Source organism: Chromatiales bacterium (assembly GCA_020445605.1).
Taxonomy (GTDB): Bacteria; Pseudomonadota; Gammaproteobacteria; order JAGRGH01; family JAGRGH01; genus JAGRGH01.
In genome coordinates this window covers 110,411-124,507 of sequence record JAGRGH010000040.1, presented here as the reverse complement: position 1 = coordinate 124,507, position 14,097 = coordinate 110,411, and the positions used below count along the sequence as shown (strand labels likewise).

Genomic DNA, 14,097 nt, shown 5'->3' with positions numbered 1-14,097 from the left:
TACAGCGCCGCGCGACATGGCACCACAATAGCGATCCACGACACTGATCGCAGCCTCGCGTACTGACGACATCACCGGGGCTGCGCGCGGGTTTTGAAACTTCCAGACCGGCGGATTCAGAGGCCCATGGATGACCGCTTCGCGCCTGCGGCGATTGCACTGACCACCCGATCCGGCACGCAGGCCGGGGCTACGCGTTCATCCAGCCACACAGCCGTGGTCAGCTTGCGCAGTTCGTTGGATGCGGCAGCACATCCGGCGACGGTCAGCACTTCACCAGTACAGCCCGGCAACATTGCGGCCAGCAGCTGCTCGATTGTTGATGCAGTGGCAAGGCCTTTTGCACTGGTCTGGTCTGCAACAAAAGCCCCGGCCAGCACCAACAGGTCAAACCGGTCGAAGGGCAGGCCCGTTTCCAGAACGCCCACGTCATTCACAAAAATCACGATACTGTCGACGCTCTGCTCGCGCAGCAGCACCCGCCCGCCTCTGTAGGCGTCCAGCGGGCCAACAGCGATCTGGCGCGCACCGATCCCGGCACCACTCGTGTTCGCAATGCCAACGGTGATGCCGGCGCATGCACTCGCGTCGGCGATCGCCGTGACAAGTTTCGGATCCGGGCCGGCGCCGAGGATGATTGCGATCGGGATGCGTCCGTTGCCAGGCACAAGTCTTCGCAGAATCGCGGGATACACATGCGAGTTGGTAAGCACGCCAATATGCGGGCGGGCGTTCACCTCGCAGATTGCAGCGCCCGTTTCAAGCCAGGAACGTTCGATATCCGGGATGATGAGATCAACCCCGGCGAGATCGAGCCGCAGCGCATTGGCTGCGCGCACCGCCAGTTGCCGGTTATCCGCATGGACCTTGCCGAACACGTTCACCGGTTCGCCGCCGCGGGAGATGTTGGCCGTGCGGCGCAGGCGCACGAACCGGTTCGTGGCCGGAATGGCATCGGGCGTAAGATCGGCCTGCGCGAGCATGGAGCGCGCTTCGGCATCGAGTTCGATTGGCTTCAGTTGTCCGGGCCGGCCATCGCTGCGCCATGGCCGGGCGTTGGTCAGTTCAATCAGCTCGCGCACACTGTGCTTGCCGTCGCCGGTGACGCCGCCGGGAACGCGCTCGGTGGCGGCAATCAGTTCGCTGCCAAAAACAGTCAGCCGGTAATCCCGGCCCTGAATGTGTCTTTCCACCAGCACGGGCCGTGAGTGTCGGACCGCCTCGGCAAAAGCGGTTTTCACTGCGTGCGGATCGCGCAGGTCTGCCGCCACGCCGATCCCGCCATCGCGATTCAGGGGCTTGACCACAACCGGGTACCCCAACCGGTCCGCGGCCGTCAGCGCCTCGTTTACATCGTTTACAGGGAGATTCGGCGGCACGGGGATTCCGGCCTGACGCAACATTTCGACGGCCAGCAGCTTGTTCTGTACATAGCGGGCCGCGAGATGGCCGGTTGCGTCGGTGAACGTGCTGTCGAGCCAGCGGGCCTTTGCGCCGTATCCGTACTGGACCACGCCACCAGGCAGTGTCTCGTGGGGAATGCCGAGCTTGTGCGCCGCCTGCATCATGGGTACGACGTTGTGTGTTCTGGACGCAGCTCCACGCAACGATTCCAGCACGTGCGCAGGGATCGAGTCCGTTCGCCTGTCGTCACCATCCTCAATCAGGGCCGCGAGTTGTTGCAGCAGCCAGCGCAACGCATCGTTCGTGGCGGCGAGCGAGTCCCGTGGGGCGGGGATTGCCAGGCTTCGAGCGGCGTCGCCCGCATGCTGCCCGACAATGCGTCCCCGTTCGAGGATGGACACGCCGGTTGTCCGTTGCATCTCAAACAGCCAGTGCAGCAGCGACTCGTGCACAGCATCTCGGTGGTCCTCGCGGTGATCCAGCGGTAAGGGTTCAACACGCAATCCCGCGGCCTGCAGGAATTGCATGACGCGTTCGTCGAACCGCTGCGCAATATTCGCCGGAACGGCCGCCGGCAGTTCAACACGAGCAAGCACGCAGGGCTGACGCAGCCCATGCAGGTAGCCGCGAGTCTGCCTGGGTTTGCGCGCAAGGAACGGAGTTGGCGACTTTTTCGATGCTTTGGCGCGGCGAAAGATCATGACTTCACTTCGCCCGCGTTGCGACCGTGGGGCAACGCCCAGCCAGCTCATAGTGTCCGTGACGACGGACGACATCCGTAAAGCAGGGTGCGAGAAGATCGAGCAGAACGGGAAACGTCGGGCAAGTGTAGCGCGTCGCACTGTTCGAATAGGCATCGATTGTGTCGATCGTATCGCGCGTCCAGCCCGTGCGTGCGGCAAGCGCGTTGCGATCGTCAAACACCTGTTCGAACAGCGCATGCACATCGGCCACCGCGATGCCGTAATCCGGTGGCCCGGCAAGCGACATGGACAGTCGCAGTTTCAGCGCATGGAAACTGCCGATCTCGCCTGCATGGACGGCGCGCTTGATTTCCTGTGGTGTCTCCACGCGATCGGGCCGCACGAAGCAGCGCAATGCCAGGAGGCCGCCGGGCCGCAGGACGCGGTGCACCTGGGTCAGTACGCTGACGTATTCGTCCAGCGACTCCAGCACGTACAGCGATCCGTCGCCGATGACGGCGTCCAGACTTTGGTCGGCGGCGGGAAGTTCCTGCCAGCGCGCGACTTGAACCTCGCTGGCGATGTTCGGGTTGGGCGTCCACACCCGCGCGATCATTTCCGCGCTCTGGTCGAACGCACGCAGATCAACGGTGCCCTGCCATGGCAACTGGACAAGCTCCGGTGTAACGCCAAGCACGCCGATCACTGGGCGGGAGTTTGCGCCTGCGAGTGCCGGAGCCAGGGCCTCCATCATGATCCGGGCGTCTTCCGGTCCGGGCCGCAGGGGCGGGCCGATCTGCTGCCACTGACTGGAATGGCGTTGCCAGACGTCCGGTGTCGAACTCATGCGGGAAATGCAGGGTGAACCGCGTGGCGGGGCCGAGGGGCAACCGCGGCGGACTTGCCGGAGTCGCAAACGAAAACGGGGCTCGCACGAGCCCCGTCGGAAACGGCCCGGCGCGTCCGCTCAGGCGTTCGCGCGGCGCGTGCGCCAGACACCAAGGCCCCCGAGCAGGCTCGAGAGCAGGCCGAGCAGCCAAGGGCCGATGGCTGGGACCGACCGCGCTGAATCGTATTCGACGATATAGTCCTCGCCGATGTCCGTGGTGATGAACGGGCAGTCGACGGCCATCCACTTTCCGAAATTAGCGTCGCCGGTGTCGGAGTTGATCACCATGAAATCCAGAGTTTCTTCGGCGATCGGCCAGTTAGTGTAGGCGCCGTAGGGTTCGCCGCTGACCCATTGCCAGCCGCCGCCGAGATCATTGCGCCCGCCGATCCACGCGTTAAAACTTCCGCCGTGCAGCTGAATCAGGCTCTGGACGGTGGCCTGTTCCTGGGCACTGGTGATCGTGACCAGATACCCGCCGCGCGCCAGCGCCCCGGCCTGGGCGCCGGTCCAGCAGGTCTCGTTGGCGTCAACGTATTCATAGACGTGGCCGTTTGGACCGGTCACGCTCGGTCCGGCGATGGCCGTGCCCATGCCAACAGTCATGGTGACGCCGACGCCCGAAATGAGTTTGCCATTCATGATTGCTCTACCCTTAGTGTCCTGTCCCACAATTATCTATCGTTTCTGCGTTGCACCCTTCGTCTTGCGGTAACAACCACCTTGCGCACCCCGCGATGCCCGAAAGGCTACCCGGGCAGATCAGGTAGGGCAAGTCGGGCGGCCGCCAGCGTGACATTTTCCCGGGACCGTGAAACCGGCGGTTTGTATTGTCGCACCGGATCGCTATAGTAGGGCTGCCTGCGATCGGCCCCGGCCAATGATTGGATCGAAAGCAGGCTTACGCCCCGCTTGAGATGCGGGGCAAGGGTATCAGGGAGCCACCGGAACACATGGTGCCAGGACGAGCCGCCCGGGCAATGGCCACGCCGATCGGCGTCGAGCCGGACTCTGCCCGAAGTTTCCGTCTTTTTGATCTGTCGACCGCCCCGGTTCACGGATCGTTCTGCACGACCGCTCGAGTCTCCCGACAGGACTTCCGCGCCTTGCACGCGGATTCACACGCCGCCGATCCGGCGGCAATTCTTGCTGACATGAAACCCCACAGGGAGGCTTCGCTCCATGAGCACTGATCGTAGACAAGACGCATTGAAGGTTCGCATCGCGGCCGCCGAACTGGCCGCAAGCCGACCACACCCGCGGCACATCGCCAACGGCGACGAACAGAAATTCCGGCATGAAAGCGGGGAACCCAGCTACCTTGCCAGCTTCACCAAGGGCATGCCGCACGACATCGACACCGGACTGGTGAAATCGCCAACGGACTTTCAGAAGTTCGTCAAGGCGATCGACAGCGGCGATCCGCGCGACTTCATCGAGACCCCACTCGGCCCCGACGCAGGCGTGTCCGGCCCGCCGGGTTGTCACGGCCCCTGGGAATCGGCGAAGGCCAAGAACGCGGGCGACAAGAAGGGTGCCGCGGTGCGCGCCTGGGAGAGCCAGAGCGCCGGACGCACCTTCGATCTGGAAGGGCCGGACGCGCAGGCCGTCACCATGCCGCCGGCACCGGCGATCGGCAGCGACGAACTGACCGCCGAGATGGCCGAGGTCTATGCGCAGGCCCTGCTGCGCGACGTGGCGTTCGCCGACATCGTCAGCGAGAAGGGCAAGGTCTTTTTCAATTGCAAGACAGACCCCACGCCGGACACCACGGTTGAAGACGTTCTCAAGCTTCTGAACAAGCTCAAGTGGTTCAAGGATCCGCAATGCTGCGGCCTGAGCGCGGCAGAAGTCAGCCGCAAGCGCAAACAGGTTGGTTCCACGTTCGGGCTGAACGGCCAGAATGCGTTCCGCGGCATCACCGCGGGCGACGAGATCGGCCCCTACATCTCGCAGTTCCTGCTGGCCGGCAACACCGGACTCAACGGCGCTGACAAGGAACGGACCGCCGCCGACGGCCTGATCGCCTATGGCGCCGCGAACATCGACCAGCGCGTGCGTTACGCCCGCCCATGCGACGACCACATGACCCGCTGGGACGAGTGGTTCGACGTGCAGAACGGCGCTGATCTGCGCGGCATGGAGGCCTATGCCACGCTGAAATGCGACAAGGACACGGTCACGCGCCGCTTCATCACCACGCCGCGTGATCTCGCGACCTATGTGCATTACGACGCGCTCTACGAGGCCTATCTGAACGCCTGCCTGATCCTGCTCGGAAACAAGACGCCGTTCGATCCGGACATCCCGTTCCAGGGGCCGGACTGCGCGGATCATCAGCAGGGTTTCGCGCACTTCGGCGGCCCGCACATCCTGTCGCTGGTGACCGAGGTCGCGACCCGTGCACTGAAGGCCGTGCGCTACCAAAAGTTCAACGTGCATCGACGGGCGCGTCCCGAAGTGCTCGCGGCGCGCATTGCAAACCGCTCGAAACTGAACGAACCGCTCATCGACCAGATGGCGACGACGAGCGGAATGAAGGAAATCCTGAAGCTCGTCGCAAAGAAGAACGGCAGCGACCCGAAACTCGGCGCCAAGAACCATCTTCTGCCGATGGCGTTCTGCGAGGGCTCGCCGATGCATCCGGCGTATGGCGCCGGGCATGCGACGGTCGCCGGCGCCTGCGTGACGATCCTCAAGGCGTTCTTCGATCACAAACATCCGTTGACGATTGCCGGCAATGACACCACGGCCTTCGTGCCGGACAAGGATGGCTGCAAGCTCGTGACCGTGCCGGTCACCAACGGGCGACTGACGGTCGAGGGCGAGCTCAACAAGCTGGCCTCGAACATCGCCATCGGACGCGACTGGGCCGGCGTGCATTACTTCACGGACTACATCGAGTCGCTGCGCATGGGCGAGCAGATCGCCATCGGCATTCTCGAAGAGCAGAAACTCACCTACGGCGAGAACTTCTCCATGACCGTGCCGCTGTACGACGGCGGCGCCTACCGCATCTGATCCGGCACCACGCGAATCAGATGATTGGTCTCGACGGCACAGGGACGTGCCGTTTTCGCGATCTGCAATGGCCTGAACCGGGCCGTCACTGTGATCCGCGGGAAAAACCGGCCACCGGATGCTCACGATTGCCGACTGCGTGCAGAGCGTGGATCGAACCCCGGCCTGACGCGGGTCACGTAAACGCCATTGCGCTTCCATAAATCCGGGCTTCGTGCGCTAGCATGGATTACGCCCGATCCCCGGTTCCGCGGCGGCGCGGTGACCCGGGCGTTCGGACATCGACAGCCAACATGCCGCCGGCCAGACCGCCATGGTTGCACCAAGCCATTCGCCTGCGGGCGACGACCCATCGCTGCGTCGAACACGCGCTGCGGCCGGTCGTGCACCCCATGAAGCCGAATGGGCCACACTCACGGCGGAAGCCGTGGCGCGGCACCTTGGGTCGGACCCGCAATCCGGCCTTGGCGTCGACGAGGCGCGGCTGCGCCTGGCGCAGGTCGGACCCAACACGCTGCGTGAAGGCCGCCGTCGCGGTCCGTTGCGCATCCTCGGGGCACAGTTCGCCGATCTGCTGATTCTGATCCTGATCGCGGCGGCGATCGTCTCCGGCCTGATCGGCGATCTGGTCGATACCGTCGTCATCCTCGCACTCGTGGTGCTGAACGCCGTGATCGGCTTCGTGCAGGAATATCGCGTCGAGCGCGCCGTGGCCGCGCTCAGGCGGCTCGCGGCCCCGGTGGCGAATGTCGTGCGCAGTGACCGTGTTGCCACCGTCGCCGCCGCGGACCTGGTGCCCGGCGATGTCGTCCTGCTCGAGGCCGGCAACATCGTTCCGGCGGATCTGCGACTGGTGGAAACCGTCGCGCTCAAGGTCGATGAATCCGCGCTGACCGGCGAGTCGCTACCGGTGGAAAAGCACACACGGGCGCTCGCGGCAGCGAAACTGCCGCTTGGCGAACGCAGTTCGCTGGCGTTCAAGGGTACGGTCGTGACCTACGGACGTGCGCGCGGCATGGTCGTCGCGACCGGCATGAGAACCGAACTCGGCGCCATCGCGAACCTGCTGGAAACCGGGCAGGATGCGCTCACCCCGTTGCAGAAACGCATTACACGATTCGGCCACGTCATCGCCGTGGCGGTGCTGGCGTTGTGCGTGCTGATGTTCGCGGTCGGCGTGCTGCGCGGCGAACCGATCGAACTCATGGCGCTGACGGCGATCAGCCTCGCCGTGGCGGCGATACCGGAGGCGCTGCCGACGGTCGTGACCGTGACGCTCGCGCTGGGCGCCTATCGTCTCGTTCGCCGCAATGTACTGATCCGCCGTTTGCCCGCCGTCGAAACGCTCGGCTCGGTGACCTTCATCTGCTCGGACAAGACCGGCACGCTGACCGAAAACCGCATGCGCGTGGAGGCCATCTACACGGACGGCGAATTACGCACCGGCGCATCGCTTTCGCAGCCCCGTTTCGGTCGGGCGACCGACCTGCTGTTTCATGCGCTGGCGCTGAACAACGATGCCCGGCGCGGCGACGGCGACGCGCTGATCGGTGATCCGACCGAGACCGCGCTGTATCGCGCCGCCGAGGATGCCGGATTCCACAAGGAGACCTTGTCGCGCGAGACACCCCGTACCGGGGAGATCCCGTTTGAATCGGAACGCGGGCGCATGACCACGCTGCATGCCGGCCGGGATGGCACCATCGCCTACACGAAGGGTGCACCCGAGACGCTGTTTGCCCTGTGCGGTCAGCAGATCACGGATCGGGGCGAGCAGCCGTTCGATCGCTCCGGCGCCGAGCGGGTGGCACGGCACATGGCGAACGATGGCCTGCGCGTGCTTGCGATCGCCTGTCGGCGGTTTGCGGACCGCGTTGAGAACCTGACCGCGGAAGACGTCGAACGTGAGCTGAGCTTTCTGGGGCTGATCGGCCTGCTGGACCCGCCACGCGCCGAGGCCGCCGACGCCGTGCGCCTGTGCATGAGCGCCGGCATCACGCCGGTCATGATCACCGGCGACCATCCGGGCACCGCCAGGGCCATCGCGCAACGTCTGGGCATGATCGACGACAAGGCAATCGTGCTCACCGGGCACGAACTCGCGCAGATGGATGGCGCGAGTTTCGAACGCGAGGTCGAGCGGGTTCATGCCTATGCGCGACTCGCGCCGGCGCAGAAGATCCGCATCGTCGAAGCCCTGCAGGATCGCGGCGAGTTCGTCGCGATGACCGGGGACGGTGTCAACGATGCCCCGGCGCTGAAACGCGCCGACATCGGCATCGCCATGGGTCGCAGCGGGACCGATGTCGCGCGCGAGGCCAGCGACATGATCCTGCTCGATGACAACTTCTCCAGCATCGTCGCCGCCGTACGCGAAGGGCGGCGCATCTATGACAACATCCGCCGGTTCATCAAGTTCATCATGACCGGCAACTCGGGCGAGCTGTTCACGCTGTTTCTCGCACCGTTTCTCGGCATGCCGATTCCGCTGCTGCCCATTCACATCCTCTGGGTGAACCTGGTCACCGACGGGCTGCCGGGGCTGGCGCTGGCGGTCGAGCCGGAGGAACGCAACATCATGCGCAGACCCCCGCGGCCGCCGCGCGAGAACATCTTTGCGCACGGCATGTGGCAGCACATCGTCTGGGTCGGCCTGCTGATTGCGGGCCTTTGTCTGCTGGTCCAGGCATGGGCGATTCGAAATGCCAGCGAACACGCGCAGACCATGGTGTTCGCCGTCATTACGCTCGCGCAGATGGGACATGTACTGGCGATCCGTTCCGATCGCGAGTCGCTGTTCAGCCTGGGCATTCTTACGAACCCTGCGGTGCTCGCCGCGGTGCTGGCGACATTCGCGCTCCAGCTCGCGGCGATCTATCTGCCGTGGTTTAATTCGGTGCTGCGAACACAGCCGCTGGCGCCGACCGAACTGGCCCTTTGTCTGGCACTATCATCGGTCGTGTTCGTGGCCGTGGAAATCGAGAAGGCGCTGGTTCGCCGTGGCTGGCTGTACGGCGCGGCAAAACGCGCAACGCACCGCATCACCTGATACTGACCATCCGGTCGAGGTCCAACACGATGAAAACACGAACCGTCCTGCGGTTTCTGCCGATGGCCCTGGCTGCGTTGCCGGTGCACCCGGCATCGGCCGAGGTCTCCCTGCCCGGCAGCTACGCCAAGGTGACCTCTGAGTGCACCAAGCTCGAGGGCGACGCACAGGTCTGCATGGTGCAGTTTTCCGATGGCACACGCTGCGTGGTGGCGCGCGAACCAAGGGAACCCGGCACGAGCGCAGCACCCTCGCCGGCGATCGCCTGCTCGTTCCGCTAAGGAGACTCTGAACAATTCAGAGTTTCCCGCAGCACAGGAACGTGCTGCTGTTCTGGCAATCCGGGACGGATTGACCAGACCTTCCCCATGGGCCGACACCGGCCTGCGGTCGGCCGCGCACCGACCGCAGGCCGATCAACGCACCAGACCGAGCACTCCGATCGCGATCAGATAGATGGCGACCACATAGTTCAGCAGGCGCGGTTTCACGAGAATCAGGATGCCCGCGACCAGCGCGAGCAGAGGGGCGATCTGGACATTCAGGGACATGGTCGTGTGCTCTTTGTGGTTGGACTGGAGTCGTTGTCCGGCACGCGCCGGCCTGCCGGGGCAATCGTAGCTCGCTCCGCCCGCACCCGGAACCGGAAGGCGTCCCCGCCTCGCCTGGCGTGGAGCAGGCCGTACCGGCGGGTTCATCGCCGTAAACCCGGATATTTTCTGATATAACGCAAGGGCAGTGACTGCCGGGCCTTGGCACGCAGGACCCGGACATAATCTCAAAAGCCGGCACACCGGAATTCAGAACGAGCGTCAACCGCTCAGGGAGTCAGCTACATGATCCGATCGCTAGCCACGGCGGCATTGGTTTTCTTTTCCGGCATCGCCCCTGCGGCCGAGCCGTTCGAGCAATGCGGTTCCACCGAACTCCTGAGGGCCAGCACGCCGTTCAGTTTCATTCCGTCCACCAACGAGGACGGTACGCTGACGGTGTTCTATTCCACGGCTGATTTCACCGGCGGGAATCCGAACGGTGACTTCCAGGCGTTCTTCCATAACACCGTGACCGCGCAGATCGTGCAGCTGACGGGCGGCGTCGTGCCCGTGATCGCCGCACCGAGCACCCAGAACGCCTTCACCGCCGATGGCACGCTCCTGGCCTATGCATCGAATGCGAATCCGACTGGTGGCAATCCGGATGGTAACACCGAGATCTTTCTGTACAACACGGTGCTCGAATCGCACACGCAGCTGACGAGCACCACGGGATCGATCAACGGGTTCCCGGCGCTCAGTGACGACGGTACAACGGTCGCGTTCTTCTCCACCGGCGATTTTCTGGGCACCAACGCAGACGGCAACGCAGAGATATTCATACTTGCGATCGGGGCCGGGACGATCAAACAGGCCACGAATGTCGCCGGTTCCCATCTGTCGAGCGCGCCAACGATCAACGCGGCCGGCACCGCGATCGCGTTTACCTCGTCCGCGGACCTGACCGGAGGCAATCCGGACGGCAACACGGAACTGTTTTTCCAGCACACGGCGACGCTGTTGACGACCCAGGTCACCAGCACCGTCGGTTTCGAGAGCAACGATTCGCCACAGATGGACGACCTGGGCAACACCGTCGTGTTTACCTCCAGCGCCAACCTGGTGCCGCCCGGCAACATCGACGGCAACACCGAAATCTTCCTGTGGGAGAACGGCGTGGGTTTCACCCAAGTCACCGCGACCACGGGCGGCGAAACCGATGCGCCGACCATCAGCGGCGATGGCACGCGGGTGGGCTTTGTTTCGGATCGCGACCTCGTCGGCAGCAACGCCGACGGGAACCAGGAGATCTTTTACTGGAGCAGCATCTCGGGCGCGACCGGTCAGGCCACGGATTCAGCCGGCGACCTGCTGCTCGGCAACGATTTCCCCGCATACTCGGGCGATGGAGAACACATCGTTTTCGCAAGTGACGCGGACTTCAGCGCCATGCCACCGATGGGCGTGTTTCTTTTTGGTTCGATTCAGAATGCCGAGATACTGCGCTTCGATCACATGGGCGGCGGCATCGTCGCACTGACGGACACGCCAACCAACCTGCTCGCGGCCGTGTCGCTGAGCGGGGACGGATTACGGCTGGCGTTTGACGGTGTGCTGGAGATGTTCCCGCCGCCGGTCAATCGGCTGCAGCTCTATGAGGGTCCTGTGGCGAGCCTGTCGACTTCGCAGCGCATCGTCACCGATGGAGCATCGTTCATATTCTTCGTCCCGCAGGCCGCGGCCAACAGCACCGATGGTTCCCAGGTGATGTTTGCATCCACCGGCGACCCAGCCGGCAACAATGCGGACGGCAGTCTGGAGGCGTTTGTCTACGACGCGACCGGGCCGACCTTCATTCAGCTTACGGATGCCGGCGCCGTGACCGATCAATTCGCCGCGCCGACCTCGATCAGTGGCGACGGCATGCGCATCACAATCCTGTCGAGCGCGGATCTCACCGGCTTCAACGCCGACAACAGCGTTGAGCTGTTCCTGTTCGATCGCGGCACCAACACCCTCACACAGATCACCAGCGGCTCGGCCGGACTCGGCACCTCGCCGGCGTTCATCAGCCGGGACGGTTCACGCATTGCGATGATCTCCAACACCAACCCGTCCGGAACGAACCCGGACCTCAGCATGGAGATCTTCGTCTACGACATCGCATCGACGACCTTTACCCAGCTGACCAGCAACCCGACGGATATCCAGGACCTCGCGATCAATGCCGATGGCAGCCGGGTCGCGTCCACGTCCATTGACGACCTGACGGGACAGAACGCCGACGGCAACCGCGAGGTGTTCGTCTTCAACGTGCCGGGACCGGGTGTCACCCAGATCACCCAGACGACCAGCGGCGAGAATACCGGCCCGGTCATCAATGGGGACGGAAGCCGGATCGCGTTTCTTTCGAACGCGGATCTGCCTGGAATCGTGCATGGCACGGAGAATGACGTGATCCGCTACGACCTCGCGACCGGCGTTTTTCGCCAGTACTCGTCGCCGGGCGACACGTCCCGATCATCCCCGTCCATCGATGCGGCGGGCGACAAGGTGGCCTATATCGAGGGTGGCGCCCTGGCGCTATTCTCGTTTGAAGCGAGCGTGCGGCTCGGTCAGTGCGTGACCATTGATCCAAAGGATGTGCCCACGACGAGCACTATGACGCTCTGGCTCTCGCTGCTGACGCTCGCAGTCGTCGGCCTTGTGGCACTTCGGAGCAGAAAGCGGTTGAGCTGAACCGCGCCGTCAGACCAGCGCCGCGGTCTTGACCTGGGCGTAGACGCGGGCGCCTTCGCGCAGACTGAGCGCATGCGCGGATTTGCGTGTGATCCGCGCCAACAGGGGCGATCCGCACAGATCGAGCCGTACGAGCAACTGCGCCGGACCATCGTCGGCGAGTTCGGAGACGGTTGCCGGGAAGATGTTCAGGATGCTCGTGCCGGTCTGATGTTCCAGCGTCAGACTCACGTCGCGCGCCAGCACCCGCAGTCGTGCACGCTGACCGACGGGCAGTTCGTTACGCGCGATGCTGAAGCGTCCGCCGGCGAAATCCAGCAGCGTCAGATGAAACCTCTCGTCATGCGCGGTGACCTGCGCCTCGATAACAGTGTCGGCCTCCGCCCCCAGGTCACGCGCAAGGTCGAGTCGGGTGCGCAGCTCGCGCAGAGCACCGCTGGCGCGTACGCGACCCGTTTCCATCAGCACCAGATGATCGGCCAGTCTCGCGACCTCGTCGGGTGCGTGACTCACGTAGATGACCGGCATCGCGAGTTCCGCGTGCAGTCGTTCCAGATACGGCAGGATCTCGGCCTTGCTGCGCTGATCCAGCGAGGCAAGGGGCTCATCCATCAGCAACAGTCGCGGACTGGTCAGCAACGCGCGTGCAATCCCCACGCGCTGGCGTTCACCGCCGGACAGATCGGTCGGCGCACGATCGAGCAACCGGTCGATTCCAAGCAGGGTCGCGGCGTCGCCGAGGCTCACGCGCCGATCCGCGGCGGCGATGCGTCGCAGGCCGTACTCCAGGTTGTCGCGCACGCGAAGATGCGCGAACAGGCTTGCTTCCTGAAACACGTAGCCGATCGGGCGCCGATGCGCTGCCAGAAACACGCCGGCGGAGTCGTCCTGCCAGACCTCCCCGCCGACGTGCAGTTGTCCACCCAGGCGCGCCAGACCGGCGATACAGCGCAGCACGGTGGTCTTGCCGCATCCGGACGGACCGAACAGCGCGGTGATGCCGTGCATCGGTGCGCTGAATTCGGCATCCAGCCTGAAGCTGCCGATGCTTCCGGCGAAACGCAGACGGATTGCCTGCGCGCCGTTCATGGTGTGATGCGCGCGCCGCGCCTGTTGAGCAGGAACATCGCGAGCACCACGACGAACGCAAACACCAACATGCCGCCGGCGAGCCAATGGGCCTGCGACCATCGCAGGGTCTCGACGGCATCGAAGACCGCAATCGACAGCACCCGTGTTTCGCCCGGGATGTTGCCGCCGATCATCAGCACCACGCCAAATTCGCCAACTGTGTGTGCAAAGCCGAGTACCGATGCGGTCAGGAATCCCGGTCGTGCAATCGGTACGGCGACCGACCAGAACGCATCCCAGGGTGACGCGCGCAGCGTCGCCGCCACTTCGAGTGGACGATCGCCGATGGATTCAAACGCATTGCGGATCGGCTGCACGACGAAGGGCATGGAATAGATCACCGAGCCGATCACGAGCCCGGTGAAACTGAACGCGAGCGACCGCCCGCCGAACAGGCCCGCGATCCAGCCGCCGGGTCCGTCGGGCCCGAGTGCAATCAGCAGATAAAAGCCGAGCACGGTCGGCGGCAGCACCAGCGGCAGCGCGACAATGGTTGCCACCAGTTCCTTCCACCGCGCGCGGGAACGCGCGAGCCACCAGGCGATCGGCGTGCCGATCACGAGCAGGATCAGCGTCGTGATGGACGCCAGCGCGATCGTCAGCCGGACGGCGCTCCAGATCGCGCCAGAATCAGCCATGCCGGTTGTG

11 protein-coding genes are annotated in these 14,097 nt (G+C 64.3%); 5 read left to right on the top strand and 6 right to left on the bottom strand.

Features of this window, described 5'->3' with window-relative positions:
• Window positions 1-116 precede the first annotated feature (116 nt).
• The 3 genes from KDG50_08965 to KDG50_08955 form a co-directional block, all read right to left on the bottom strand.
• Entirely contained in the window at window positions 117-2,105 is a 1,989-nt protein-coding gene (locus KDG50_08965; GenBank protein MCB1865550.1) for an acetate--CoA ligase family protein, read from the bottom strand.
• 4 nt (window positions 2,106-2,109) lie between these two features.
• The gene (locus KDG50_08960) at window positions 2,110-2,934 is read right to left on the bottom strand and encodes a methyltransferase domain-containing protein (protein MCB1865549.1); all 825 of its coding nucleotides are present in this window, start codon (window positions 2,932-2,934) and stop codon (window positions 2,110-2,112) included.
• Window positions 2,935-3,054: 120 nt separating this feature from the next.
• Entirely contained in the window at window positions 3,055-3,618 is a 564-nt protein-coding gene (locus KDG50_08955; protein ID MCB1865548.1) for a hypothetical protein, read from the bottom strand.
• Between the two features lie 338 nt (window positions 3,619-3,956).
• Here KDG50_08955 and KDG50_08950 point away from each other — a divergent pair, with 338 nt between their 5' ends.
• The 4 genes from KDG50_08950 (at window position 3,957) to KDG50_08935 (ending at window position 9,327) form a co-directional block, all read left to right on the top strand.
• Window positions 3,957-4,169 carry a hypothetical protein gene (locus KDG50_08950; GenBank protein ID MCB1865547.1) on the top strand — a complete coding sequence of 71 codons (213 nt, stop codon included), beginning with the start codon at window positions 3,957-3,959 and terminating at the stop codon, window positions 4,167-4,169.
• Window positions 4,159-5,997 carry a vanadium-dependent haloperoxidase gene (locus tag KDG50_08945; GenBank protein MCB1865546.1) on the top strand — a complete coding sequence of 613 codons (1,839 nt, stop codon included), beginning with the start codon at window positions 4,159-4,161 and terminating at the stop codon, window positions 5,995-5,997. The genes KDG50_08950 and KDG50_08945 overlap by 11 nt, the downstream gene beginning before the upstream one ends.
• A 313-nt stretch (window positions 5,998-6,310) precedes the next feature.
• Window positions 6,311-9,046, top strand: coding sequence for a cation-translocating P-type ATPase (locus KDG50_08940; protein ID MCB1865545.1), 2,736 nt, complete (start codon window positions 6,311-6,313; stop codon window positions 9,044-9,046).
• Between the two features lie 29 nt (window positions 9,047-9,075).
• Complete coding sequence (locus tag KDG50_08935; GenBank protein MCB1865544.1) at window positions 9,076-9,327, top strand: hypothetical protein; 252 nt, start codon at window positions 9,076-9,078, stop codon at window positions 9,325-9,327.
• 135 nt (window positions 9,328-9,462) lie between these two features.
• Here the strand turns inward: KDG50_08935 and KDG50_08930 are convergent, their stop codons facing one another.
• Window positions 9,463-9,597, bottom strand: coding sequence for a DUF3096 domain-containing protein (locus tag KDG50_08930; protein MCB1865543.1), 135 nt, complete (start codon window positions 9,595-9,597; stop codon window positions 9,463-9,465).
• Window positions 9,598-9,882: 285 nt separating this feature from the next.
• Between KDG50_08930 and KDG50_08925 the strand changes: the two genes are divergently transcribed.
• Window positions 9,883-12,318: a PD40 domain-containing protein gene (locus tag KDG50_08925; GenBank protein MCB1865542.1), complete on the top strand. Its 2,436-nt coding sequence runs from the start codon at window positions 9,883-9,885 to the stop codon at window positions 12,316-12,318.
• A 9-nt stretch (window positions 12,319-12,327) separates the two neighbouring features.
• Here KDG50_08925 and modC read toward each other — a convergent pair whose 3' ends face one another.
• Window positions 12,328-13,407: a molybdenum ABC transporter ATP-binding protein gene (modC, locus tag KDG50_08920; GenBank protein ID MCB1865541.1), complete on the bottom strand. Its 1,080-nt coding sequence runs from the start codon at window positions 13,405-13,407 to the stop codon at window positions 12,328-12,330.
• On the bottom strand, window positions 13,404-14,087 hold the full coding sequence (gene modB, locus KDG50_08915) for a molybdate ABC transporter permease subunit (protein MCB1865540.1): 684 nt from the start codon (window positions 14,085-14,087) through the stop codon (window positions 13,404-13,406). The genes modC and modB overlap by 4 nt, the downstream gene beginning before the upstream one ends.
• Window positions 14,088-14,097: the final 10 nt, after the last annotated feature.

Bases quoted from the DNA above. Each gene is read 5' to 3' on its own strand.
- KDG50_08945 (MCB1865546.1), top strand. From the start codon at position 4,159: ATGAGCACTGATCGTAGACAAGACGCATTGAAGGTTCGCATCGCGGCC.
- KDG50_08925 (MCB1865542.1), top strand. From the start codon at position 9,883: ATGATCCGATCGCTAGCCACGGCGGCATTGGTTTTCTTTTCCGGCATC.
- KDG50_08960 (MCB1865549.1), bottom strand. From the start codon at position 2,934: ATGAGTTCGACACCGGACGTCTGGCAACGCCATTCCAGTCAGTGGCAG.
- KDG50_08930 (MCB1865543.1), bottom strand. From the start codon at position 9,597: ATGTCCCTGAATGTCCAGATCGCCCCTCTGCTCGCGCTGGTCGCGGGC.
- KDG50_08965 (MCB1865550.1), bottom strand. From the start codon at position 2,105: ATGATCTTTCGCCGCGCCAAAGCATCGAAAAAGTCGCCAACTCCGTTC.
- KDG50_08935 (MCB1865544.1), top strand. From the start codon at position 9,076: ATGAAAACACGAACCGTCCTGCGGTTTCTGCCGATGGCCCTGGCTGCG.
- modB (MCB1865540.1), bottom strand. From the start codon at position 14,087: ATGGCTGATTCTGGCGCGATCTGGAGCGCCGTCCGGCTGACGATCGCG.
- KDG50_08955 (MCB1865548.1), bottom strand. From the start codon at position 3,618: ATGAATGGCAAACTCATTTCGGGCGTCGGCGTCACCATGACTGTTGGC.
- KDG50_08940 (MCB1865545.1), top strand. From the start codon at position 6,311: ATGGTTGCACCAAGCCATTCGCCTGCGGGCGACGACCCATCGCTGCGT.
- KDG50_08950 (MCB1865547.1), top strand. From the start codon at position 3,957: ATGGCCACGCCGATCGGCGTCGAGCCGGACTCTGCCCGAAGTTTCCGT.
- modC (MCB1865541.1), bottom strand. From the start codon at position 13,407: ATGAACGGCGCGCAGGCAATCCGTCTGCGTTTCGCCGGAAGCATCGGC.